Annotated in this window: 16 protein-coding genes and 3 rRNA genes; 17 read left to right on the top strand and 2 right to left on the bottom strand. The window is 41.3% G+C overall.

Annotated features, from left to right (window positions below; genetic code table 11):
* Positions 1 to 9: 9 nt before the first annotated feature.
* Positions 10 to 1,425 carry an alanine/glycine:cation symporter family protein gene (locus tag ATS72_RS05810; protein WP_039038045.1) on the bottom strand — a complete coding sequence of 472 codons (1,416 nt, stop codon included), beginning with the start codon at positions 1,423 to 1,425 and terminating at the stop codon, positions 10 to 12.
* Between the two features lie 600 nt (positions 1,426 to 2,025).
* On the opposite strand from ATS72_RS05810, the gene ATS72_RS05805 reads away from it, so the two are divergent.
* The 8 genes from ATS72_RS05805 to ihfA all read left to right on the top strand — a co-directional run bounded on the left by ATS72_RS05805 (position 2,026) and on the right by ihfA (position 13,234).
* Positions 2,026 to 3,561: ribosomal RNA gene (locus tag ATS72_RS05805) — 16S ribosomal RNA — on the top strand.
* A 296-nt stretch (positions 3,562 to 3,857) separates the two neighbouring features.
* A 23S ribosomal RNA gene (locus tag ATS72_RS05800) occupies positions 3,858 to 6,743 on the top strand.
* 142 nt (positions 6,744 to 6,885) lie between these two features.
* Positions 6,886 to 7,000, top strand: a 5S ribosomal RNA gene (gene rrf, locus ATS72_RS05795).
* Together the 16S, 23S and 5S rRNA genes form the textbook arrangement of a ribosomal RNA operon.
* A 700-nt stretch (positions 7,001 to 7,700) precedes the next feature.
* Complete coding sequence (locus tag ATS72_RS05790) at positions 7,701 to 8,756, top strand: DUF2066 domain-containing protein (RefSeq protein WP_039037929.1); 1,056 nt, start codon at positions 7,701 to 7,703, stop codon at positions 8,754 to 8,756.
* Positions 8,756 to 9,466, top strand: coding sequence for a DnaA inactivator Hda (gene hda / locus ATS72_RS05785; protein WP_170865585.1), 711 nt, complete (start codon positions 8,756 to 8,758; stop codon positions 9,464 to 9,466). The genes ATS72_RS05790 and hda overlap by 1 nt, the downstream gene beginning before the upstream one ends.
* Before the next feature lie 82 nt (positions 9,467 to 9,548).
* Positions 9,549 to 10,529: a phenylalanine--tRNA ligase subunit alpha gene (gene pheS, locus ATS72_RS05780; protein ID WP_006794499.1), complete on the top strand. Its 981-nt coding sequence runs from the start codon at positions 9,549 to 9,551 to the stop codon at positions 10,527 to 10,529.
* A 15-nt stretch (positions 10,530 to 10,544) separates the two neighbouring features.
* Positions 10,545 to 12,932, top strand: coding sequence for a phenylalanine--tRNA ligase subunit beta (pheT, locus tag ATS72_RS05775; RefSeq protein ID WP_058429130.1), 2,388 nt, complete (start codon positions 10,545 to 10,547; stop codon positions 12,930 to 12,932).
* 2 nt (positions 12,933 to 12,934) lie between these two features.
* Positions 12,935 to 13,234: an integration host factor subunit alpha gene (gene ihfA, locus ATS72_RS05770; protein ID WP_002960690.1), complete on the top strand. Its 300-nt coding sequence runs from the start codon at positions 12,935 to 12,937 to the stop codon at positions 13,232 to 13,234.
* A 70-nt stretch (positions 13,235 to 13,304) separates the two neighbouring features.
* Here ihfA and ATS72_RS05765 read toward each other — a convergent pair whose 3' ends face one another.
* On the bottom strand, positions 13,305 to 14,105 hold the full coding sequence (locus ATS72_RS05765) for a DUF2989 domain-containing protein (protein WP_058429129.1): 801 nt from the start codon (positions 14,103 to 14,105) through the stop codon (positions 13,305 to 13,307).
* Positions 14,106 to 14,279: 174 nt separating this feature from the next.
* On the opposite strand from ATS72_RS05765, the gene ATS72_RS05760 reads away from it, so the two are divergent.
* The 9 genes from ATS72_RS05760 to ATS72_RS05720 all read left to right on the top strand — a co-directional run bounded on the left by ATS72_RS05760 (position 14,280) and on the right by ATS72_RS05720 (position 25,918).
* Positions 14,280 to 15,722, top strand: coding sequence for a glyceraldehyde-3-phosphate dehydrogenase (locus ATS72_RS05760; RefSeq protein WP_006794496.1), 1,443 nt, complete (start codon positions 14,280 to 14,282; stop codon positions 15,720 to 15,722).
* A 212-nt stretch (positions 15,723 to 15,934) separates the two neighbouring features.
* Positions 15,935 to 17,062, top strand: coding sequence for a M14 family metallopeptidase (locus tag ATS72_RS05755; RefSeq protein ID WP_058429128.1), 1,128 nt, complete (start codon positions 15,935 to 15,937; stop codon positions 17,060 to 17,062).
* Positions 17,063 to 17,436: 374 nt separating this feature from the next.
* Positions 17,437 to 18,939, top strand: coding sequence for an alanine/glycine:cation symporter family protein (locus ATS72_RS05750; protein WP_008132031.1), 1,503 nt, complete (start codon positions 17,437 to 17,439; stop codon positions 18,937 to 18,939).
* Positions 18,940 to 19,109: 170 nt separating this feature from the next.
* Entirely contained in the window at positions 19,110 to 19,436 is a 327-nt protein-coding gene (locus ATS72_RS05745; protein WP_008132029.1) for a hypothetical protein, read from the top strand.
* Between the two features lies 1 nt (position 19,437).
* Entirely contained in the window at positions 19,438 to 19,719 is a 282-nt protein-coding gene (locus tag ATS72_RS05740) for a YeaC family protein (RefSeq protein WP_006794492.1), read from the top strand.
* Positions 19,709 to 22,390, top strand: coding sequence for a DUF349 domain-containing protein (locus tag ATS72_RS05735; protein WP_058429127.1), 2,682 nt, complete (start codon positions 19,709 to 19,711; stop codon positions 22,388 to 22,390). Before ATS72_RS05740 ends, ATS72_RS05735 begins: the two co-directional genes overlap by 11 nt.
* An 87-nt stretch (positions 22,391 to 22,477) precedes the next feature.
* A complete protein-coding gene (locus tag ATS72_RS05730) occupies positions 22,478 to 23,032 on the top strand; it encodes a DUF1439 domain-containing protein (RefSeq protein WP_058429184.1) in 555 nt (184 codons plus the stop codon).
* Positions 23,033 to 23,113: 81 nt separating this feature from the next.
* Complete coding sequence (locus ATS72_RS05725) at positions 23,114 to 24,418, top strand: ABC1 kinase family protein (protein ID WP_058429126.1); 1,305 nt, start codon at positions 23,114 to 23,116, stop codon at positions 24,416 to 24,418.
* Positions 24,419 to 24,505: 87 nt separating this feature from the next.
* Positions 24,506 to 25,918, top strand: a complete 1,413-nt coding sequence (locus ATS72_RS05720; protein ID WP_039037922.1) for a sigma-54 interaction domain-containing protein — start codon at positions 24,506 to 24,508, stop codon at positions 25,916 to 25,918.
* Positions 25,919 to 25,967: the final 49 nt, after the last annotated feature.

The following is a 25,967-nucleotide window of genomic DNA, read 5'->3' as shown; positions in this document are numbered from 1 at the left end:
TTTTATTTTTTATTTCCAAGCTAGAGGGTCTACCTCTTTGTCTAGTTTTGGATGTTTACTTTTATCAAACGAGGGGATTAGGCCTTTTTTACGTTGTTCGTTATAGTCTTTTGAAAGCCATACAACGACACCTGAAAGCATAAATAACGCGATTACATTAACAATAGCCATTAAACCCATAGATATATCTGCTAATGTCCAAATTAATCCGAGCTCACCTACGGCCCCAAACATAACCATTCCTAAAACGATCAGACGGAATATAAACATCCCTTTTTGGGAGTTATGTTCTAAAAACATAAGATTAGTTTCTGCATACGAGTAATTAGCAACAATAGAGGTAAAGGCAAAGAATAAAATTGCAATAGCGATAAAATAAGTGCCCCAACTACCAACATGTTCTGATAATGCTGCTTGAGTCAATTCTATACCCAATACTCCTGATTCAGGAATTAATTGCTGAGATAGAAGGATAAGTGATGCAGTCGCAGTACAAATTACAATTGTGTCAATAAAAACCCCAAGCATTTGCACATAACCCTGTGAAGCAGGGTGAGGAGGGTAAGGTGTTGCTGTTGCTGCAGCATTAGCGGCGCTACCCATACCCGCTTCGTTAGAGAACAAACCACGTTTAATTCCTTGGATCATCGCTTGTATTACACCATAACCTATAGCGCCAGCACCGGCTTGCTCTATTCCAAAAGCACTGTTAATTACTAACATGAATACATCAGGAAGTGCAGCAAAGTTAATAGCACAAACATAAAGCGCAACACATAAATAGGCCAAAGCCATAAAAGGCACAACCATTTCAGCAAATCGAGATATTGTTTTAAGGCCTCCAAATATGATGATCCCAGAACCAATAACTAAACAAATACCTACAATATATTTAGGGATATCAAATGCTACTTCAAAAGCGGCAGCAATAGAGTTTGACTGCACAGCATTAAATACCAGACCAAAAGCTAAAATTAAACACAGTGAGAATAAAACCCCCATCCAACGTTTACCTAAGCCGGTTTGCATATAGTAAGCTGGACCACCTCTAAAATTGCCTTCAGCATCTTTTGTTTTATAAGCTTGTGCAAGTGTACTTTCGGCAAAGCTTGTCGCCATACCAATTAATGCAATTAACCACATCCAAAAAATAGCTCCCGGGCCACCCAGATACAATGCAACAGCGACACCTGCCATATTCCCAGTACCGACTCGAGCTGCTAATGAAGTACAAAAAGCTTGAAAAGAAGAGATTTCGTTATTCGCACATTTTCGAGATCCAAACATGACCTTGAACATATGTGGAAATTGAACAAATTGAATAAAACCTAATTTAAAGGTGAAAAATAAACCCGCTGCTATTAATAAGTATACGAGAACGTGCCCCCACAAGAGACCACTTATACTATTTATTATATCTGCCATAAATACTACCTAAAGACATGCGTTAAAAAAGTGACCGCAACTTACCATAGGAATGACAAAGTGTTTAGAATAAACGACCATAAAAACAAAGTTATCAACAGGTGTTTGTGGGTAACTTGTGTTTAGGGTGTGCGCTTGCTTGGGGTGCAATTTAAATCACTTTTTTAGCTAAAAAAGGCTTGCGTTAAATTCGTGCCTCCCTATAATGCGACCCCACTGAGACGGCAGAGCAGGCAACGCTTAGCGAGGCAAGCAAACCACTTAGTGAGTCGAGTAAAACTTGAGTTTAGATTTTTATAAATTTTAAAATTAAGTGTTGACAAAAACACAGGAAAGCGTAAGATTCGCTTCCCTTGAGTCGCTAAGGCAACTCAAACGTTCTTTAACAATATAAAGCAATCATCTGTGTGGGCACTCGTACAGATTGAGTTCTAACAGCCAAGCTACTTAGGTAGTGAGGCAAACAAATTAGAGTCTCAATTGAAACTGAGTGACCAACAGAATAATTACTTAGGTAGTTATTCAGCACAGTCAATTCAATATCGAAAGATATTAAATAAATTCAGAATTCATTGAGCTGTCGAAAGACACAAAACTTTTTAATTGAAGAGTTTGATCATGGCTCAGATTGAACGCTGGCGGCAGGCCTAACACATGCAAGTCGAGCGGTAACAGAAAGTAGCTTGCTACTTTGCTGACGAGCGGCGGACGGGTGAGTAATGCTTGGGAACATGCCTTGAGGTGGGGGACAACAGTTGGAAACGACTGCTAATACCGCATAATGTCTACGGACCAAAGGGGGCTTCGGCTCTCGCCTTTAGATTGGCCCAAGTGGGATTAGCTAGTTGGTGAGGTAATGGCTCACCAAGGCAACGATCCCTAGCTGGTTTGAGAGGATGATCAGCCACACTGGAACTGAGACACGGTCCAGACTCCTACGGGAGGCAGCAGTGGGGAATATTGCACAATGGGCGAAAGCCTGATGCAGCCATGCCGCGTGTGTGAAGAAGGCCTTCGGGTTGTAAAGCACTTTCAGTCAGGAGGAAAGGGTGTGAGTTAATACCTCACATCTGTGACGTTACTGACAGAAGAAGCACCGGCTAACTCCGTGCCAGCAGCCGCGGTAATACGGAGGGTGCGAGCGTTAATCGGAATTACTGGGCGTAAAGCGTACGCAGGCGGTTTGTTAAGCGAGATGTGAAAGCCCCGGGCTCAACCTGGGAACTGCATTTCGAACTGGCAAACTAGAGTGTGATAGAGGGTGGTAGAATTTCAGGTGTAGCGGTGAAATGCGTAGAGATCTGAAGGAATACCGATGGCGAAGGCAGCCACCTGGGTCAACACTGACGCTCATGTACGAAAGCGTGGGGAGCAAACGGGATTAGATACCCCGGTAGTCCACGCCGTAAACGATGTCTACTAGAAGCTCGGAACCTCGGTTCTGTTTTTCAAAGCTAACGCATTAAGTAGACCGCCTGGGGAGTACGGCCGCAAGGTTAAAACTCAAATGAATTGACGGGGGCCCGCACAAGCGGTGGAGCATGTGGTTTAATTCGATGCAACGCGAAGAACCTTACCTACACTTGACATACAGAGAACTTTCTAGAGATAGATTGGTGCCTTCGGGAACTCTGATACAGGTGCTGCATGGCTGTCGTCAGCTCGTGTTGTGAGATGTTGGGTTAAGTCCCGCAACGAGCGCAACCCCTATCCTTAGTTGCTAGCAGGTAATGCTGAGAACTCTAAGGAGACTGCCGGTGATAAACCGGAGGAAGGTGGGGACGACGTCAAGTCATCATGGCCCTTACGTGTAGGGCTACACACGTGCTACAATGGCGCATACAGAGTGCTGCGAACCTGCGAAGGTAAGCGAATCACTTAAAGTGCGTCGTAGTCCGGATTGGAGTCTGCAACTCGACTCCATGAAGTCGGAATCGCTAGTAATCGCGTATCAGAATGACGCGGTGAATACGTTCCCGGGCCTTGTACACACCGCCCGTCACACCATGGGAGTGGGTTGCTCCAGAAGTAGATAGTCTAACCCTCGGGAGGACGTTTACCACGGAGTGATTCATGACTGGGGTGAAGTCGTAACAAGGTAGCCCTAGGGGAACCTGGGGCTGGATCACCTCCTTATACGATTTAGAACTTATTTGTTCGTAGTGTCCACACAGATGATTGTTAATTAGTTAAGCCACTGGCTTAGTTAATTAATATGCTCTTTAAAAATTTGGAAAAGCTGATAATAAAATTCGTATGAATAACATTGTTATTTGTACAGAGTTTTCAAAAGTAAAAAAGAATGATAGCAGTATCATTCAGTGCCATTTAATCACTCTTATGAGTCGATTGATTGGTATCTACTTTAGTATTCAATATTAACTTCTGGCGAAGTTAAACTGTCACAAAACAAAGACCCGTTTGGGTTGTATGGTTAAGTGACTAAGCGTACACGGTGGATGCCTTGGCAGTTGGAGGCGATGAAGGACGTATTAACTTGCGATAAGCCTAGTCAAGCTAGTAAAAAGCACTTGAGACTAGGATTTCCGAATGGGGAAACCCACCTGCTTGCAGGTATCGTTAACTGAATACATAGGTTAACGAGGCGAACGCGGAGAACTGAAACATCTAAGTACCCGTAGGAAAAGAAATCAACCGAGATTCCGAAAGTAGCGGCGAGCGAAATCGGAACAGCCCTTAAGCTTATTATGTGTTAATGGAAGGCTCTGGAAAGTGCCACGATACAGGGTGATAGTCCCGTACATGAAAAGACATTTTAAGTGAAATCGAGTAGGTCGGAGCACGTGAAACTTTGACTGAATATAGGTGGACCATCATCTAAGGCTAAATACTCCCAACTGACCGATAGTGAACCAGTACCGTGAGGGAAAGGCGAAAAGAACCCCTGTGAGGGGAGTGAAATAGAACCTGAAACCGTGTACGTACAAGCAGTAGGAGCAGACTTGTTCTGTGACTGCGTACCTTTTGTATAATGGGTCAGCGACTTATATTTTGTAGCGAGGTTAACCGATTAGGGTAGCCGTAGGGAAACCGAGTCTTAACTGGGCGAATAGTTGCAAGGTATAGACCCGAAACCCGGTGATCTAGCCATGGGCAGGTTGAAGGTTGAGTAACATCAACTGGAGGACCGAACCCACTAACGTTGAAAAGTTAGGGGATGACCTGTGGCTAGGAGTGAAAGGCTAATCAAACCGGGAGATAGCTGGTTCTCCCCGAAATCTATTTAGGTAGAGCCTCGGACGAATACTTACGGGGGTAGAGCACTGTTAAGGCTAGGGGGTCATCCCGACTTACCAACCCTTTGCAAACTCCGAATACCGTAAAGTAATATCCGGGAGACACACGGCGGGTGCTAACGTCCGTCGTGAAGAGGGAAACAACCCAGACCGCCAGCTAAGGTCCCAAAGTCATAGTTAAGTGGGAAACGATGTGGAAAGGCCCAGACAGCCAGGAGGTTGGCTTAGAAGCAGCCATCCTTTAAAGAAAGCGTAATAGCTCACTGGTCGAGTCGGTCTGCGCGGAAGATGTAACGGGGCTAAACTATGCACCGAAGCTGCGGATTCATCTTAGGATGAGTGGTAGGGGAGCGTTCTGTAAGCGGTTGAAGGTGTACCGGGAGGTATGCTGGACGTATCAGAAGTGCGAATGCTGACATGAGTAACGATAATGCGGGTGAAAAACCCGCACGCCGGAAGACCAAGGGTTCCTATCCCATGTTAATCAGGGTAGGGTAAGTCGACCCCTAAGGCGAGGCCGAAAGGCGTAGTCGATGGGAAACGGATTAATATTTCCGTACTTGGTATAATTGCGATGGGGGGACGGAGAAGGCTAAGCAAGCATGGCGATGGTTGTCCATGTGAAAGTGAGTAGGGCGTTTGTTTAGGTAAATCCGGACGAACACTAAACCTGAGACACGAGACGAGCTACTACGGTAGTGAAGTTGCTGATGCCATACTTCCAGGAAAAGCCTCTAAGCTTCAGATTATACCGAATCGTACCCCAAACCGACACAGGTGGTCAGGTAGAGAATACTAAGGCGCTTGAGAGAACTCGGGTGAAGGAACTAGGCAAAATCGTACCGTAACTTCGGGAGAAGGTACGCTCCTATCTGTGATGAGACTTGCTCTCTAAGCGGACGGGAGCCGCAGTGACCAGGTGGCTGGGACTGTTTATTAAAAACACAGCACTGTGCAAAATCGCAAGATGACGTATACGGTGTGACACCTGCCCGGTGCCGGAAGGTTAATTGATGGGGTTATCTTCGGAGAAGCTCTTGATCGAAGCCCCGGTAAACGGCGGCCGTAACTATAACGGTCCTAAGGTAGCGAAATTCCTTGTCGGGTAAGTTCCGACCTGCACGAATGGTGTAACCATGGCCACGCTGTCTCCACCCGAGACTCAGTGAAATTGAAATCGCAGTGAAGATGCTGTGTACCCGCGGCTAGACGGAAAGACCCCGTGAACCTTTACTACAGCTTGGCACTGAACATTGAACCTACATGTGTAGGATAGGTGGGAGACTTTGAAGATGAGACGCTAGTCTTGTTGGAGTCGTCCTTGAAATACCACCCTTGTAGTTTTGATGTTCTAACGTTGGCCCCTGAATCGGGGTTACGGACAGTGCCTGGTGGGTAGTTTGACTGGGGCGGTCTCCTCCCAAAGAGTAACGGAGGAGCACGAAGGTTGGCTAAGTACGGTCGGACATCGTACGGTTAGTGTAATGGTAGAAGCCAGCTTAACTGCGAGACAGACACGTCGAGCAGGTACGAAAGTAGGTCATAGTGATCCGGTGGTTCTGAATGGAAGGGCCATCGCTCAACGGATAAAAGGTACTCCGGGGATAACAGGCTGATACCGCCCAAGAGTTCATATCGACGGCGGTGTTTGGCACCTCGATGTCGGCTCATCACATCCTGGGGCTGAAGTCGGTCCCAAGGGTATGGCTGTTCGCCATTTAAAGTGGTACGCGAGCTGGGTTTAGAACGTCGTGAGACAGTTCGGTCCCTATCTGCCGTGGGCGTTTGAGAATTGAGAGGGGTTGCTCCTAGTACGAGAGGACCGGAGTGAACGAACCGCTGGTGTTCGGGTTGTCATGCCAATGGCATTGCCCGGTAGCTACGTTCGGAACTGATAAGCGCTGAAAGCATCTAAGCGCGAAGCAGGCCTCGAGATGAGTTCTCACTAGACTTTTAAAGTCTCTGAAGGGCCGTTGAAGACTACAACGTTGATAGGCAAGATGTGGAAGTGGTGTGAGCCATTAAGCTAACTTGTACTAATTACCCGTGAGGCTTAACCATACAACGCCAAACGCGTTTTGTGTGACAGTTAAGACAGAAGTTAATGAACTAAAGTAGATATTACTGACAGACTTAAAAAATATTATCAGATATTTTCCAAATTCAGTTAGTGCGTAGAAATACGGATTAACGCCCAAATTTGCTTGGTGACAATAGCGTTTTGGACCCACCTGATTCCATGCCGAACTCAGTAGTGAAACGAAACAGCGCCGATGATAGTGTAGCATTTGCTATGTGAAAGTAGGACATTACCAGGCTTCAAATTGTAGAAAGCCGCTTCAAAAATGAAGCGGCTTTTTTACGTCTACAGAAAAGTAATCTTCAGCATTCCCTTCTCTAAAGCGTAGCGTCTCCTAAGCGAAGCGCCTCTTTGTGAACAGTGTTTTGGCTATTTAATACACTGGCCTATGGTAGGTAACATTTCACTGTGACTCTTCACCGCTGTGGGCACCATGACATTAACAGGCTTCAAATTGTACAAAGCCCGACTAGCAATAGTCGGGCTTTTTTACGTCTGTAGAAAAGTGATTTAGCAAAAAGCCAAGACCCCATGCCGAACTCAGTAGCGGTCGCTCTTGCACATCCTGTGCTCCCGGCATTTGTATTCCTATACATTATAAAAAACTGTGCGAAAGCGAGCCCTTCAGAGGCTGACGCGACAAAGCAGTTTTCTGTTTCCCTCAGCAGTAGCTAATAAAAGCTAGTATATTTTTAGAACTTAATACAGTTGTGTTGGCATTACTTTGAAGAGAATATGTCTTTTTAGAAGGTTTGGCTTTTGCTGCTCTTTTTTTGGCTGAGTGAATTTATTTATAAATTTAGAGTTTCAATTAAATCAACAGTGTATGAGAGGCTTAATCTATAAGTATCAATATGTCATAGTAACAAATATAATTTTGCTTTGTTACTGGCTTTGATTTAGGATCAAATCAGTTTAAAACCAAGAACTAACATACAGTGTATAGATTATTAATAAGCATAATATCCATTTTAATTTGTTTTTCTGTTTCAGCAGTTGAAGTCACTGATCTATATCAAGATATTTTAAAAGTTGATGATAAATCAAGAGATAGTCGATTAGCGGCAAGCCGTAAAGCTTTACTTAATGTTTTGGTAAAAGTAAGTGGTGATGAAACGGCGGATCAAAATCGATTAGCTCAACAGCGCACTAAAGATATCTCTGATTACATGCTTAAATTTGAATACGATGAGCGTACTGAAGGTCAATTAAAATTAATTGTTAAATTTGAAGCACGAAAAATTAATGCGCTTATAAAAGAATTAAGTCTACCTCTATGGGGTTCACAACGTCCGTTAGTCGCTATTTGGCTAGGTATTGAAGATAATTGGCGAAGAGAGCTAGTAACACAAGAGAGCTATCCACAGCTTGAACAATTAATTTACGATAATGCCCGAAGACGTGGCTTACCTGTTGTTGTGCCATTACTGGATTTACAAGATAGACGTTTAGTAGGAATACCCGAGGTGTGGGGTAATTTCTCAGGGCCTATAGAAGAAGCGTCTCAGCGGTATAGTGCTGAAAGAAGTATTACGGCCAAAATGTACAAAGACAATAACAGTAATAACTGGGTTTTAGATTGGCGATTCACAAATGATGATTTGTTTGATGAAAATCGTTTAGTTGGTGATAAACAACAAATTGTTAGTCAAATGATAGATACACTAGCTAGAGGGCTAGCAAGTGAATATGCAATTGATCCCAATGCATACTACGAGCAAGCTTCAGCTATTTTAACTTTAAAAGGGGCCGAAAATTTTGTAGATGTTGAACTAGCTAAAAGACGTTTACAGAGTTTAAGTGTAGTTACACAGGTTACGATTGCTCGAAAAACGACTGAGTTTGTTGAATACAAATTGAATCATACAGGCGATGTTACAGATTTAAAAAAAGCGCTTGGTCTTGATTCTGCTTTTAAAGATTATGTTGACCCACGCGCTTTCTATCATGTTGTTGACAAAAATAGCCTTGAATATCAATGGATAAAACCATAGTGCTAACTCATGAACCAATGCAAATGGCGTTGCCTGTTACACTGCCTGATGACGAGACGTTTGCATCGTACTTTGGTGGTGAGGACTCATTAGAAGTTAACCATCTAAAAGCGAGCTTTTCTGAGTTGGCAAATTCATTTCAATATACTTATTTGTGTGGATTGGGTGATTCGGGTAAGTCTCACTTGTTATACGCGACGTGCATAAAAGCGCAAGAACGTGGCCTCTCTAACATGTTACTTTCTATGCGCGAGGTTATCAATTTTGGCCCTATGGTGCTCGATGGACTGGAAGCGCTTGATGTATTGTGTATAGACGATGTCCACTTAGTGGCAGGCAACGATGCCTGGGAAAAGGCCCTGTTTAATTTTTTTAATCGCTTTAACGAACCCGGTAAAATGTTAGTCGTAACCGCAGACCTGTTACCAAATATGTTAAATATCTCACTTCCTGATTTAGAATCTCGTTTGACATGGGGAACCACCTTTCAAATACGTTCAATGAGTGATGATGATAAAGCGCAAGCGCTTGTTAAGCGGGCGCATATGCGTGGGCTTGAGTTAAGTGATGAATGTGCACGCTTTTTACTAACGCGTCTAAGTCGAGATATGCGTGCTTTACTCGATGTATTAGACAAATTAGATCATGCATCTATGGCCGCACAGCGAAAATTAACAATTCCCTTTATAAAATCAACGTTAAAGCTCTAGTAGGTCTAGAATCTAGACCCCGCTTTCAGTTATCATTAGTCAATTAAATTGTAATCACCTTCTGTGAAAGATCAGGTATCGAATGAACTTAGAAAATATATTAGCGCAAGCACTTGAGGCGGTAGCCAGTGCCAGTGAAATCGCGCAACTAGAAGAGATCAGGGTTAACTACCTTGGTAAAAAAGGCGAAATCACTAGCTTACTTAAAACACTGGGTAAAATTGCTCCTGAAGAACGCAAAGAAGCAGGCCAGGTAATTAATCAGGCTAAGCAAGATGTGCAAGCTGCAATTAACGACAAGCGTGAGCTTTTAGCAAGCAAGGCACTAGAAGAAAAGCTAGCCGCTGAAACAATTGACGTTACTTTACCTGGGCGTGTGATGCCTACAGGTGGATTACACCCAGTAACACGTACGATTGAGCGTATTGAAAGCTTTTTTGGTGAGTTAGGTTTCGAGGTGAAATCAGGTCCTGAGATTGAAGATGATTTTCATAACTTTGATGCTTTAAATATCCCTGAACATCACCCTGCGCGTGCTGATCACGATACCTTTTATTTCAATCCTAAATTAGTATTGCGTACACAAACAAGTGGCGTGCAAATTCGTACTATGGAAACAGAGCAGCCACCGCTACGAATTATCTCACCTGGGCGTGTGTATCGTAACGATTACGATCAGACACATACACCTATGTTCCATCAGGTAGAAGGGTTAATGGTTGATACCGATGTAAGCTTTACTGAGCTTAAAGGTATATTACATGACTTTTTGCGTAACTTTTTTGAAGAAGATATGGAAATTCGTTTCCGTCCATCATTTTTCCCATTTACAGAACCTTCAGCTGAAGTAGATGTGATGGGCAAAGACGGCAAATGGTTAGAGGTACTAGGCTGTGGCATGGTACATCCAAACGTTCTTAAGTCTGTAGGTATTGATCCAGAAAAATACACTGGTTTTGCATTCGGCATGGGTGTAGAGCGCTTAACTATGCTGCGCTACGGCGTAAACGACTTACGTGCATTTTTTGAAAATGACTTAAAATTCCTAAACCAGTTCCGTTAAGAGTGAAGCAATAAAATGAAATTTAGTGAAAAGTGGTTAAGAGAGTGGGTAAATCCTGCTATTGATACGCAAGCTCTGTCGGAACAGCTTTCTATGGCTGGCCTTGAAGTTGACGGCGTTGAGCCAGCTGCAGCCAAATTTAATGGTGTGTTAGTAGGCGAAGTTGTTGAATGTGGTCAACATCCTGATGCGGATAAACTTCGCGTTACTAAAATTAACGTAGGTGGCGATGAGCTGCTTGATATCGTTTGTGGTGCGCCAAACTGTCGTGAAGGAATTAAAGTAGCGGTTGCAACCGTTGGTGCAGTATTACCTGGCGATTTCAAAATTAAAAAAGCAAAACTTCGCGGTCAGCCTTCACACGGTATGTTATGTGCATTTGATGAGCTAGGCATTAGCGAAGAAGGTGAGGGCATCATGGAGTTACCGAGTGATGCACCCATTGGCGCGGATTTACGTGACTATTTAAGCCTTGACGACAACATTATTGATGTTGATTTAACACCAAACCGTGGTGACTGCCTTGGTATTAAAGGTCTTGCTCGTGAAGTAGGCGTTTTAAACAGCATTGATGTAAACGTATTAGAAATCCCCGCTGTTGCTCCAACGATTGACGACAAAGTATCAATTGAGCTAGTGAACGAAGATGCATGTCCTCGATACTTAGGTCGTGTAATAAAAGGTATAAATCTTGATGCAGAAACACCGTTATGGATGGTTGAAAAATTACGCCGTAGTGGTGTACGTTCAATCGACCCGGTTGTTGATGTAACTAACTATGTATTACTCGAACTTGGTCACCCTATGCATGCATTTGATTTAAGTGCAATTGAAGGTGGCATTAAAGTACGTAGTGCAAATGCAGATGAAGAACTAGTACTGCTTGATGGTAATACAGCTAAATTAAACGAGTCTACACTCGTTATAGCAGATAATGATAAAGCACTTGCCATTGCTGGTATTTTTGGTGGTGAGCAGTCATGTGTTACTGAAAAAACAACAGACATACTGCTCGAAAGTGCGTTCTTTAACCCGGTAGCAATTGCTGGGCAAGCACGTAGTTACGGCCTACATACTGATGCATCACATCGTTATGAACGTGGAGTAGATTTTGCTCTACAACACGATGCAATGCAGCGTGCTACAGCGCTACTTCTTGAAATTGTGGGTGGTCAAGCAGGCCCTGTAGTAGAAGCCGTGGCGGCTGATAAGTTACCTAAGGTGACTGAAGTTCGTTTGCGTCGTTCGCGTTTAGACCGCGTAATAGGTCATCACATTGATGATGCTAAAGTAACTGATATTCTGACTCGCTTAGGCCTTGATGTTAAAGTAGAAAATGACAGCTGGAGTGCAGACGTACCTAGTTACCGTTTTGATATTCGCATTGAGGAAGATTTGATAGAAGAAGTTGCGCGCGTTTACGGTTACAACAGTATTCCAAATGTGGCTCCAACTGCAAAACTTAAGATGACGACTCATAACGAAGCGAGCATTGCACTAAGCAAATTCCGCAATACGTTAGTAACACGTGGTTATCAAGAAGCGATTACATACAGTTTTGTTGATCCTAAGGCACAAGCTATTTTGCACCCTCAAAGTGATGCACTCGTTCTACCGCATCCTATTTCAATTGAAATGTCAGCTATGCGTGTTAGCTTAATGACGGGTCTATTAGCATCTGTTGAATACAACCAAAATCGTCAACAACCACGTATTCGTTTATTTGAGCATGGTCTTAAATTTATAAGCGATGAAAATGCAGAAAATGGTGTATACCAAGTACCCGTTATCGGTGGTGCTATCACGGGTTTAGCGCATGGCGAACATTGGGTTGAAGAAAAGCGAAACGTTGATTTTTATGATTTAAAAGGTGATGTTGAGGCATTACTTGCAATCACTAACGATGTAAGTCGCTTTGAAATTAAAGCAGAGCAGTCAGATGGACTTCATCCTGGCCAGTCAGCTGTTATTTATGTTGATGGTAAAAAGGTTGGCTTTTTTGGTGCATTACATCCTCAAGCGCAAAAGTCGTTAGATATCAATAACGCAACTTTTGTATTTGAAATTGAAATGTCAGCAATTGAAAAAAGAAATTTACCACAAGCAGAAAGCGTGTCTAAATTTCCTTCAAACCGTCGCGACATCGCGATTTTAGTGGCCGACAGCGTTAAATCTGGTGATATTTTAAACGCTATAGAAAAAGTTGGCGGAAATCAATTGGTTGACCTAAACTTATTCGATGTGTATAAGGGCAAAGGTATTGAGCCAAATTATAAGAGTTTGGCGATTGCTCTAACACTGCAAGCGGTTGATAGAACACTCGAAGAGAAAGATATCAATCTAGTAGTTGATAACGTGGTGGCCGAATTGGCCGAAAAGTTTAATGCATCGTTGAGGGACTAGATATGGCGCTTACTAAAGCCGACATAGCTGAACACCTATTTGAAAAACTCGGGATCAATAAAAAAGATGCCAAAGATTTAGTTGAAGCGTTTTTTGAAGAAATCCGCTCAGCGCTAGAAAAAGGAGAGCAGGTTAAGCTTTCTGGATTTGGTAACTTTGATCTTCGAGACAAAAAAGAAAGACCAGGGCGTAATCCGAAAACAGGCGAAGACATTCCTATTTCGGCGCGTCGTGTTGTCACCTTTAGACCGGGTCAAAAATTAAAGACTCGTGTTGAAGTGGGCACCAGCAAAGCAAAATAAAAAAAGGCAGCGAAAGCTGCCTTTTTATTTATTTCTCGCTTAACTCTGCTTAAGCGGGGTTTATTATTATCTAAAATTCTCTAGGTGATACAAATTCACCCTCTAATACTTGTTGATAGGTTTGCTCGGCAAGTGAATCAAGTCCAGATAAGTTTTTACCAGTACTTAAGAGTTCCTGCTCTATTTCAAATAGATCTATATTTTCGATTCCCGACATTTGCGCTACTTTTGAAAATATATAAGCATGTTTAAATTTATTATGTTTATAAAACAGGCTGATAAGTGATGTGTACACCTCAGGATTGGGTATGCGCCCTTTTTGATTTAACTCTAGCGTTTTATAGAGCAAATCAATCGTTTTTTCGTCATCAAACTTAATGTAATACGACGCTAAAAAAAACTGCATTTCAGCACTTTGTGTAACACTCGGATCGTCTTCTATAGCCAATAGTTTATTTAATGCACCTTGATTATTGTTTCTGGACCAATGGTAATAAAGTAAACCGGGGTGATTTGTATCAATAGTGTCTTGATAAAGGCGCGTCATTTCTTTAATGCTAGTAAGTTGTCCATCTATGCGAGACGTCTTCTTAGCTTTGAGCTTTATGTGCTCAATTTTAGCCGCCAGTGTTATACATTGGTTGTATGTTTCAAATTCTTTTAATAATTGATATTTATTTTCATCCGTTGGCTCTTTGTATTCGCTGTAACGCTTTAAGATAACTTCAGCACGCTCGTCTTTACAATGGCTGTCTTTGTTTAAATCAGAACAAAAGCCGGGTGTTTCCTTACAAACTTTTGCTAGCGTCACAGGTTCTTCACAACCCGCTAATGTTAGTAATCCAAGTAGTAAACTTGCTCTTTTTAGCATTCCTAAACCCCAAATAAATATCTACGCAGCCATTCTAGCGCAATCATTTAACGCCTAACAGTAGAGAATAACTTCAGATTAAATTAGAATAGCCGTGCCTGAAGTGCATTACTCTCAGAATATAGTGCACTTTTAAAGGCTATCCGTTCAAAATGATAAACTTAGGTAAATAAAATGACCTCATCTCACGAGTTAGAATACACAAATAGTTGGCAAGAGCGCCAAGATTACGCTGAAAGCATGCAACCTATCATTGGTAAACTTTACCGTAATCGTGGTATTGAAATTGCCGTATATGGCCGTCCTCTCGTAAATGCCAGTACTATTGAAATTATTAAATCTCACAAAACTGTTGCGCAATTTGAAGGCACAAAATTACGTTTACGTGAAAGCTTCCCGTTTTTAGAAGCAATCAGTAAAATGGAATTAAACTCTGCTCGCATTGATATTGGTAAGTTAGCATACAGCTATTTATACAGCGACGTTGCTAATGGCCGTTCAGTTGAAGAGTTCGTTAAAGATGAATTAGCAGAAATAGCCGATTCAACAGTGAAAGAACCTCGCGATGTAGTTCTTTATGGATTTGGTCGTATTGGTCGTTTGCTTGCTCGCTTATTAATTGAAAAATCGGGTCCTTACGCCGATTTACGTCTACGTGCAATCGTTGTGCGTGGTGGTAAAGAAGGTGACCTTGAAAAGCGCGCTAGTTTATTACGTCGCGATTCAATTCATGGTCCATTTAATGGTTCAATCACCATTGATAAAGAGCGCAACGCGATTAAAGCGAACGGCAGTTACATTCAGGTTATTTATGCAAATTCACCTAGTGAAATAGATTACACCCAATACGGTATCGATAATGCGTTAATTGTTGATAACACAGGTATTTGGAAAGATGAAGCAGGCCTTGGTCAGCATTTAGAATGTAAAGGCGCAGCTAAAGTATTATTAACAGCACCGGCTAAAGGCAATATTAAAAACATCGTATATGGTGTAAATAACCAAGATATTTTATCTGAAGATAAAATTGTCTGTGCAGCAAGTTGTACAACAAATGCAATCACACCAACATTAAAAGCGTTAAACGATAAGTTTGGTATTAATAATGGTCACGTTGAAACCGTTCACTCATACACAAACGATCAAAACCTAATCGACAACTATCACAAAGCCGAACGTCGTGGTCGTGCCGCAGCGCTTAACATGGTAATAACTGAAACAGGCGCAGCTAAAGCTGTATCTAAAGCATTGCCAGAGCTTGAAGGTAAGTTAACAGGTAACGCTATTCGTGTTCCTACGCCAAATGTATCGCTTGCTATTTTAAACTTAAACTTAGCAACTAATACATCAGTTGAAGAATTAAATGCATTTTTACGCGATACAGCGCTGCACTCAGATTTACGTGACCAAATTGATTACACTGCATCAACAGAAATAGTGTCTACCGATTTAGTAGGTAGCCGTTATGCAGGTGTTGTTGACTCGCAAGCGACAATTGTTGACGATAATCGTATTGTATTATACGTATGGTACGATAATGAATTTGGCTATAGCTGCCAAGTAGTACGTTGTATGCGAGATATGGCTGAAGTGTCATTCCCAAGCTTACCACGCTAATGTATATGTAGTATTTAAAAGCCAGCGTTTAGCTGGCTTTTTTAATGTGCAATCATTTTTAAAGTGTATGCCTTGTGCTACGCTTTGCTTATTAAAATACAGTGCGTGCTAGAGTTATAAAATACACTGTATTTACTGCGAGTAGTATTATTCGTGGTGTTAGTTCTGCGAGTTAAAATGCAGATGGGCTTATTCAAATTAAAGGTTTTTTCATGAAAATCAGTAGTAATTTCGACAGTGGTAATATCAAGGTAATTGATGCAACCGATCCGCTTAATATTCAATTAGAGATTAATAACGACCACAACTCTGAATTTTATCAGTGGTTTCACTTTCGATTAGAAACAACGCCTTACCAATTACATAAGCTTAATATTAATCAGCTTGAAAAATCAGCATACCCAGATGGGTGGGAAGGCTATCAAGCAGTCGCATCTTACGATCGCCAAACATGGTTTCGTGTTCCATCAAACTATGAAAATGGCACGCTAAGTTTTGAAATAGAGCCAGAGTGCGGCAGTGTTTATTTTGCTTACTTCGCACCATATAGCTATGACCGCCATTTAGATTTATTGTCGTGGGCGCAAACGCAAGGTGCTTGCCAACTTCAAACATTGGGTGAAACACTTGATGGGCGCGATATGAGCGTATTAAAAATTGGCGAGCCAAGCGAAGATAAAAAAGTAATTTGGGTAACAGCACGCCAGCATCCAGGTGAAACTATGGCAGAGTGGTTTGTAGAGGGATTACTCCATAAGTTACTTGATGATGAAGACCCACATGCTGCCGCATTGTTATCAAAGGCTGTATTTTACATCGTGCCAAATATGAACCCAGATGGCAGTGTACGTGGTCATTTACGTACTAATGCTAAAGGTGTTAACTTAAATCGCGAATGGCAAACACCTAGTATGGAAAATAGCCCAGAAGTGTATTTAGTCCTCAATAAAATGCGCGAAACAGGCTTAGATATGCACCTTGATATTCACGGTGATGAAGCCATTCCTTATAACTTTGTTGCTGGTAGCGAAGGTATTCCAAGCTACGATGAGCGACTTAAAAACTTAGAAGATAGCTTTAAAGCGGCGTTATTAACAATAACACCGGAGTTTCAAGACGAACACGGTTACCCGAAAGATGAGCCAGGCCAAGCTCTATTAACCGTTGCATCGTCGGCAACGGCTGAAGAGTTTAAAGCGCTTACATATACGATTGAAATGCCATTTAAAGACAATAACGATTTACCAGATCCTGATTACGGCTGGTCAGATCGTCGCTCGTACCAGTTTGGTCAAGACACGTTAGCAGCCATTGTTAATGTGGTAGATACGCTAAGATAGAGTATTGAAAAAAGGCATCAATTATTGATGCCTTTTTTATACACAAACTTAAAATTAATTAATATATAAAATCGTTTTATAAACCCCTCAACCAGCAGTCTATTTAAATTACTTTCTATAAACCTCCATTATATTCAAACAAACCAATTGCTGGTTAAATAACCCTCAAATAATACGCCGAAGCGCACGTTTTATCTGTAAATATGAAAATTAAGTGTTAACAAAGTTAGCTCACTTAAGTTAATATCAATAACAATCGAATTAAAGGTAGGCATATTTAAGCCCGATTTTTAATCGTTTTGTGTCGCGCATTCTGAGTAGCTAAAACAGAGTCTCGTAATTCATAATAAAAAATATAACTATAGAGGATATCCATGGAAGCTTTTGTAAGCGCTGTTAATGATGTTGTTTGGAGTAATGCCCTTATTTACTTATGCCTTGGCGCGGGCTTGTTTTATTCTGTATTAACTCGATTTGCCCAAGTCAGACATTTTAAAGAAATGTGTAAATTACTTTTTAGTCCTAACACATCTGAAAAAGGCATTTCTTCTTTTCAAGCACTTGCAGTGTCTCTATCGGGGCGAGTCGGTGTTGGTAACATTGCTGGTGTTGCTGCTGCTATCGGTTTCGGTGGCCCAGGGGCTATTTTTTGGATGTGGGTTGTTGCATTTTTAGGTGCAAGTACAGCCTTCGCTGAATCAACGCTTGGTCAAATTTATAAAGAAGAAGAAAACGGTCAATATCGTGGTGGTCCAGCGTATTACTTTGACCGTTGTTTAAAGCAAAAATGGTTAGCTATCTTGTTTGCTATTTCTGCCGTTGTTGCGTGTGGTGTTTTCCTACCCGGTGTACAAGCAAATGCGGTAGGTAACGCATTTACTCAAGTATTTGGCGACGGTACTATGGTGTCGACCAGCTTTGGCGATGTAGGCAGCTTTAAGCTAGTTGCGCTGGCTATTATTCTTATCGTTTTAGCCTTTATTATTTTCGGTGGTATAAAACGTATTGCCAACTTTACTCAAATTGTTGTGCCATTTATGGCTTTGGGGTACATAGTGCTTGCTTTAATCGTTGTGTTTTTACACATCGATAGAGTGCCTGATATTTTTGCTATGATAATAAGCGACGCCTTTACAGCTCAAGCCGGATTTGGAGCTGCAATTGGCTGGGGTGTAAAACGCGGAATATATTCAAATGAGGCGGGTCAAGGTACAGGACCTCATGCAGCGTCTGCGGCAGAAGTCGACCACCCAGCGCAACAAGGTTTAGTTCAGGCTTTTTCAGTGTACGTAGATACCATCTTCGTATGTACAGCAACTGCACTAATGATTTTGTTAACACAACAATACAACATTGTTGGCGAGCTACCAGCTGGTCAATTTATTGTACAAAATGTTGATGCAGCAACTGAAGTTGGCTCTGCAGCATTTACACAAATGGCTTTGTTTAGCGTATTTGGCGGTTTTGGTGAGGCATTTGTAGGTATTGCGTTATTCTTCTTTGCGTTCACTACTATTTTAGCTTATTACTTCATTGCAGAAACAAACATTGCTTACTTAAATCGTTACTTTAAAGGAAGTATTCCACTGGTTATTGTGAAGTTTGTGATCATGTTTATGGTGGCGTACGGAATGGTTAATAGCTCTGGGTATATTTGGAGCATTGGTGACATAGGTGTAGGCTTAATGGCGTGGATCAACATCTTAGGCATTTTAGCTATTTTCTTTGTCGCAAAACCGGCACTGTTATGTTTAAGTGATTACGAAGAGCAAAAGAAAAAAGGCGGTAAAATTACCTTTGACCCAATTAAGTTAGGTATAAAAAACGCTACTTTCTGGGAAAAACGCCTTGAAAAACAATCTAAGGATCCTGAGTAATTTAATACACAGTGTACTTGCAAGTTTGATTGGATAAACGGGTTTAAACCAATAAAAAGAAAGTTACATTATCTGTCATTGCTTTAAATTCAAAAAAGACAACAACAAATAAAACAAGTACAATAAAGGCGCCGCAAGGCGCTTTTTTTATGCGTAGTATGGAGAGATGTATGGCGATTATTCGTTGCCCAAAATGTGCAAAATCAATTTCAGATAAATACAAGCAATGTCCGCATTGCGAAAGTAACATTTCAGAGCTAAATGACGAGCAGGTTCAACAACTTCAGCGCGAACAGCAAATTAAAAAAAAGCAGATGTTTATAAATCACTCTTTCCTAGCACTTATTTTATTTTTGGGTGGTTTTTTCTGTTTATATTTTTTACAACCGCAAAAAGAAACCCTTGAGTGGTATGCTTACACCATCGCCATTGGCGTAGGGTGCATTTGGTATCTTATTAACCGTATTATTTTAGTGACTCTTAAAAAGAAAAGATGACATGAATATCGATAAACTCGTAGAAAATATTACTCCAGAATTATTTGAACGCCTGCAATATGGTGCATCCACTGGCAAATGGCCAGATGGCACTGTGTTATCAGATGAGCAAAAGCAACAAACAGTGCAGTTGGTTATGTTGTATCAAGCAAAGGTGGCTCAATCGAACGAGCAATTTACGATTGGTGCTAATGGTGAAATGATCCAAAAGACAAAAGCGCAACTACAAAAAGAATTCAAATCAGACAACGAAATAGCTAGGTTTAGTGAACATGATCTTTAAGCACCTTTTTACGCCAAAATGGAAACACCCTAAGCAACAGGTACGTCTTGATGCAATTGAAAAGCTAGATACGCAGCGCGATGCAAGTATTTTAAATACACTTGCATTAGAAGATAGCTCTGCAGAAATACGCCGAAAAGCGCTTCAAAAGGTAAATGATTTACCACTTTGGTGGAAAGCCTATAAGCAAGACCAAGCGTTGAAGGATATAGCTGAGCAGCAGATATCTAACGCGGTTTTAAACAGTGAAAGCACACTAACACCGCAAATTAAAAGTGAATATATAGAACGCTTTGCGCCTGTAAAAACATTAGAAAAACTAGCGTTTGCAGAGAAAGAACTAAAAGTTCGCGTTAAATTACTTAAGCGTTTAGCAAACCCAAAATTAGTAGAAAAAGCTTTCAAAGAAGGCAGTGAAGAACTACAAAAGCAGCTAGTGGAGTTAGTTATTAACCACCAGCTTACCAAACCACTTGCTAAACATGCTAAAGGGGAAGCGAAAAGCACCCTTGATACGCATATTGAAAATGAGCGTCTGGCCAAAGAAATGCCACAAGAAGTTGAAAATTCAACGCGCGTTATTTTAGCAAAACTTAATGCGTTACGTGAAAAAACAGACTTTGCGTTGGTAAACCCACAAGCTGCTGAATTAATGGCTCAATGGCAAGCATTAGAGCTTAAATGGTTATCAGCAGAGCGTATAAAATCGCTAGATGAAAAGTACATAGCTATTACCAGCAAGCTTGATACGCACATAGCGCAACTTAAAGCTGAGCACGATAAAGAACAGCAACGTTTAGCATTAAAACAGCGTCAATTATTGGCATTAGCAACGCTTGAAGCATTAAGTGATGAAATTGAAAATGCGCTTCAATTAGGTTTAGAAACCCCAGAGCAAATTCAACAAGATTGGCTTGACGCTAAAGTAGCCCAAGCAAAACAAGCGATCGCAGAGACTGAGCTTGAAAACAATGCACAGTCTAAAGCGGGAATCGTAAGGCTTGAGACTTTATTTTCACAAGTGGCTAAATTACCCGAACTAACAACGGTAATTGCTCAATATAAAGAGGCATTGACCGCCTTACAAAAAATTGAACCAGCGCAAAGCATTGAGCAATATGACGATATTCTGTCATCGTTTAATCAAGCGTTTAAAGAAGCGCGTGGGCATATAGCTATGCTTGATAGCGCACTGCAAGGCAAGTTTAAAACTGAGTTAAACGCGCATAAAAAGCAGTTTTTAGTACCAATGAATGAGTTAGTTAAACCGCTTGAAAAAAATCAAAGCCAAGCAAAGCGAAAAGCTCGTGATGTTAAGCGCTTAATTGAAGAAGGCCGGTTCAATGTGGCATTTGGTGTATTTAAAGGTTTTGAAGAGCTATTTAATACATTAACAGCACGCTACCAGCAACCGCTTGAAAATATTAAAGCAGAGCTAGAGCAGCAGCTTGCTGACGCAAAAGATTGGCAAAAATACGCCGCTGCACCAAAGCGTGTAGCGTTACTTGAAGAAGTAGCCACGTTAACTGAGCAAGAATGTACCGACCCGCAACAACGTGCAGAACAAGTAAAAATGTTTCGCACACGTTGGAATGAGCTTGGCCGTTTAGATACAGATGAAGAAAAACAACAAGGTGTTCAGTTTGACGAACATATTGAATTGTTGTTTGCACCTTGTCGTAGTTACTTTGCCGAGCAAGAAAAAAACCGCGATGCAGCGAAGTTGCAACGTGAAAGCATCATTACTGATATGCACGCGCTTAGCACAGAGCCTACTAGCGAAGAAGGCTTTGATTGGAAACAGTTTGAAAGCCAATACAATAGGCTAAATAAAGCATGGCGCAGTGTAGGAAAAGTTGACCCTAAAACATATCGAGTTTTAAATGATCGCTATAAAAATGAGCAACAACAGGTGCTTGGTTTATTAAATGCGTTTCATAAAGGTAATGCTGCGCTTAAAAATGATTTAGTAGAACAAGCACAGCAGTTATCACAAAGTGACGACTTAGCAAGTGCTTGCCAGACGTTAAAGCAAATGCAGCAGCAATGGCAAACAATTGGCTTTGCGGGCTTGAAAGCCGAAAATGCGTTGTGGCAAAAGTTTCGTCAATATAACGATGAAGCATTCAGTAAGCGCAGCACTGAATTTGAGCAACAAAAGCTTGAACAGAATGAGTCAGACAAACAAGCCGCTGCAGAGCTTGCTGAATTAGAAGTGGTACTAGAGGCGGTTGAACAACGTGCGCAACTTCATGACCTAGAAACGAAGGTAAAGGGTTATGCACAATTCAGAACGCTTGCGCCAAAAGTGGCTACTTTGCTTAAAGCCATAGATGAAAAAGTGTCATTGCTTATGACTAAATCAGAGCAGGCTAACTTAGATGCTTTACTTAACGCGCTTCAAAATAATGAAGAAATACCTGCTCAGTATCAAGCACCGCTAAAAACAACGCTTAACGAAGAGCAACTTGTAACGCGTATGGAAATTTTAGCAAATGTGAGCTCGCCAAATGCATCACTTAGAATGGCAGAGCAAGTTGCTATGCTTGATGATAAGCACCGTGGCGATCATGCAGATTTAAATTATTATTTAAAACAGTTGCTCGCGCTCAGTAACGGTTCAGTTGAACCTGACACACTAGCTCGATTAAAGACGATACTTGCAGCTTAATCATTAACATTACTTTAAATGTTGATTAAAACTTTAAAAGGCCGCTTAAAAAGCGGCTTTTTGTATCAACCAAACAAAGGATTTACCATGAGATTTTTATTACTTATTACTACGCTTTATTTAACTGCCTGTAATAGCACGCAAGGTGTATCGGTATATTCATTTACAAATGCTGAAGTAGAAAGCGTATTAGCTAAAGAGTTGCCCAAATTAAGCGAAAAAGTAAAGCTAATGGGATTACCTGTTCAGCTTAACGTTAATGATTTAAGTGTTGATATAGGGCCAGATAATCGTGATGTTGTTTTACTTGGCGCTGACTCTAGCGCAGAGATCAACGCTTTTGCACTTAAGTACCCAATTCGTTTAAAGCTTCAAATAGAGGGCAGCCCATTTTACGATAGCGAGAAAAAAGCAGTGTTTTTGCGTAATATTAAACTACTGGGCTCAAGCGTTGATGCTGGTGGCTTTAGAGGCAACATTGGCGCGCTTGACGATCAAGCAATGGGTGTAATCAATACCTTTTTGGCTAACAACCCTGTATATACGTTAAACATGAACGATCCTAAAATGATGCTATTGAGCAAATTACCACTCGACATGAAAGTATCGCAAGGTGCAATTAAACTGGTTCCTAGATTATAAATAACCAGGCTAATCAGATCGGCCTGCCTTAATTAATCGTATTAAATAACCTAACAATAAGCTAATTAGGTTCATTATATTATGGCAGCACCGCGTAACGTGCCCACATCGAGACTTTCTCGTTTTGCAAAATTAGGCTCATTAGCAACAGGCGTTGCGGGTAATATGCTGGTTGATGGCGCTAAAAGTGCACTAACAGGTAAGGGGTGGGATAACAAACGCTTACTTCTGCAGCCTAAAAATATTGAAAAACTTGCTGTGCAGCTCTCCCACTTACGCGGAGCAGCAATGAAATTAGGCCAGCTTCTATCTATGGATGCTGGTGACTTGCTCAGTCCTGAGCTTGCCCAATTACTCGCTTTGTTGCGCTCTGACGCAAACCCAATGCCGCATAAGCAGCTGGTTGAAGTTCTAAAAGAACAATGGGGAGACGACTGGCTTTCTCGTTTTTCTCATATTGAACTCAGACCTTTTGCAGCGGCTTCTATTGGGCAAGTGCATTTAGCTTATCAAGAAAATGGCGATAAGCTCGCAGTTAAAGTTCAGTACCCCGGTATTGCAAAGAGTGTTGAGAGCGACGTAGATAACGTGATTACGCTGTTAACCCTATCTCGCCTATTACCTAAAGATCTCGACATTAAACCCCTTGTGAATGAGGCTAAGGCACAATTACTTGCAGAAGCAGATTACCTGCGAGAAGCAGATTATTTAATACGTTACAAAAATGCACTCAACGGCAATGCTCACTTTAAAGTGCCCAATGTTTACACTTCGCACAGTACGCAGCAAGTGCTTACAATGGAATATGTAAATGCTGAACCCATAGAGAGCATCACAGAGCAGCCACAAAGCCAGCGAAGTTTTGTTGCTGAGCAGCTTATTAATTTATTTTTTAAAGAAATGTTTGAATTTAAACTCATTCAAACGGATCCTAACTTTGCTAATTTTCATTATCAAACAGAGACACAAAAAATCGTTTTATTTGATTTTGGTGCAACGCGAGAAATATCAACTGAGTTGAGTTCAGCGTATTTGGCACTATTTAAAGCAGGTAGCAATAATTGCCGAGAGGGCGTATTAAAAGCAGCATCGCAAATTGGTTATTTTAAAGATGACATTATGGATAACTATAAAAATAACGTAATCGACTTGTTTTTAATGGCGTGCGAACCGCTCAGGCATGATGGTGAATTTGATTTTAAACATAGTGAGTTAGCACTTAAAATTAAGAATGCTGGGCTTGCACTTAGTGCCCAATCACAGCAGTGGCACACTCCACCCGTCGATGCGTTGTTTATACACCGAAAACTAGCCGGTTTGTATTTAATAGCTGCTCGTTTGGGGGCAAAAATTGATGTGCGTGCACTTTTTAGTCATTTCGCATAAATGCTGAGCTAATATCGATACAAAGTTACTGGTGCAGTAATGTGTTAAAGTTGTCATAATGCTCGTGATATTTCGCGAGGTGTAGTTATGATAAAGCAATTTTTAAACGATCCAAAGTTATTACTTAATGCCGTTGGTGAGGGAATTTACGGATTCGACTTGTCTGGAAACGCTGTATTTGTAAACCCAGCAGCAGAGCGCATGACAGGGTGGAAGGCAGAGGAGCTACTAGGAAAAAAAATTCACCAATATCATCATCATACTCGTGCCGATGGCACGCCTTACCCTGCAGATGAGTGTCAAATTTACTGTACCATGTTTGATGGTAAACGCCGTGAAGTTAACAATGAAGTGTTTTGGCGCAAAGACGGTAGCTCGTTTGCTGTTGAATATACATCCACCCCAGTGTATCGAAAAAATCAACTTATTGGTGCCGTTGCTATATTTCGTGATATATCGCAGCAGCAACAAACCCAAAATGATTTACAAAACGCACTTAAAAAAATAAAGCAGCTGAGTGAGCAGTTAAAAGACGAGAATAGCTATTTAATAGCAGAGTTGAATCAGGACTGGCAAGACTCTGGGCTTGTAGGGCAAAGCCATGTGTTCCAAACCATGTTAGAGCAAATAAAATTAGTGAGTGAAACCGACACTACCGTGCTTATTCTGGGAGAAAATGGCACAGGTAAAGAGCTAGTAGCACGCAATTTATATAGGTTAAGCAAACGCAGCAAGCATGCCTTTATTAAAGTAAATTGTGCAGCTTTTACACCAAGTTTATTGGAGTCTGAGCTGTTTGGGCATGAGAAAGGCGCTTTTACGGGGGCTAACGAACGTCGTAAAGGCCGATTTGAACTGGCCGATAAAGGCACACTTTTTTTAGATGAAATAGCCGAATTACCTCTAGAATCACAAAGTAAGCTACTAAGAGTGCTACAAGAGCAAGAATTTGAACGGGTTGGTGGTAGCCAAACTTTGAGTGTAAACATTCGAGTTATAGCGGCTACAAACCGCGATTTGTGGCAAATGGTGCAAAAGGGCAGTTTTAGAATAGATTTATATTATCGACTTAATGTATTTCCTATTAAAGTGCCAGCCCTCAGAGAGCGTAAAGAGGATATTCCTTACTTATGCAGCAACCTCATACAGCAATTAAATAAACGCTTGGGGAAGCAGTTAAAAGGATTAAGTAAAAAAGCAGTTACTAAGCTTCAAGCCTACGATTGGCCTGGCAACATAAGAGAGCTGCAAAATGTACTGGAGCGAGAAGCCATTTTGTCCAAACAATCTGTTTTACAGCTCAATCAACCACTCAATGGTGACACTACGCAAAATGTTGACGAGTCTCTTACCCTCGATGAGGCGCAAAGGCTGCATATAAGCCGTGTTTTAACACTGTGTAACGGGCAAATTTCGGGAAGTAAAGGTGCTGCACTGAAGTTAGGGTTACCTGAAAGTACACTTCGCTCAAAAATGAGAAAGCTAGGAATTAATAAATAATCGCGATATATAACGTTTTTCGTTATATGTCGCGATTGGTAAAAGCGTG

It is taken from the genome of Pseudoalteromonas sp. 13-15 (genome assembly GCF_001468205.2).
Lineage (GTDB): Bacteria > Pseudomonadota > Gammaproteobacteria > Enterobacterales > Alteromonadaceae > Pseudoalteromonas > Pseudoalteromonas marina.
This window is presented reverse-complemented; position numbering and strand designations above follow the sequence as displayed.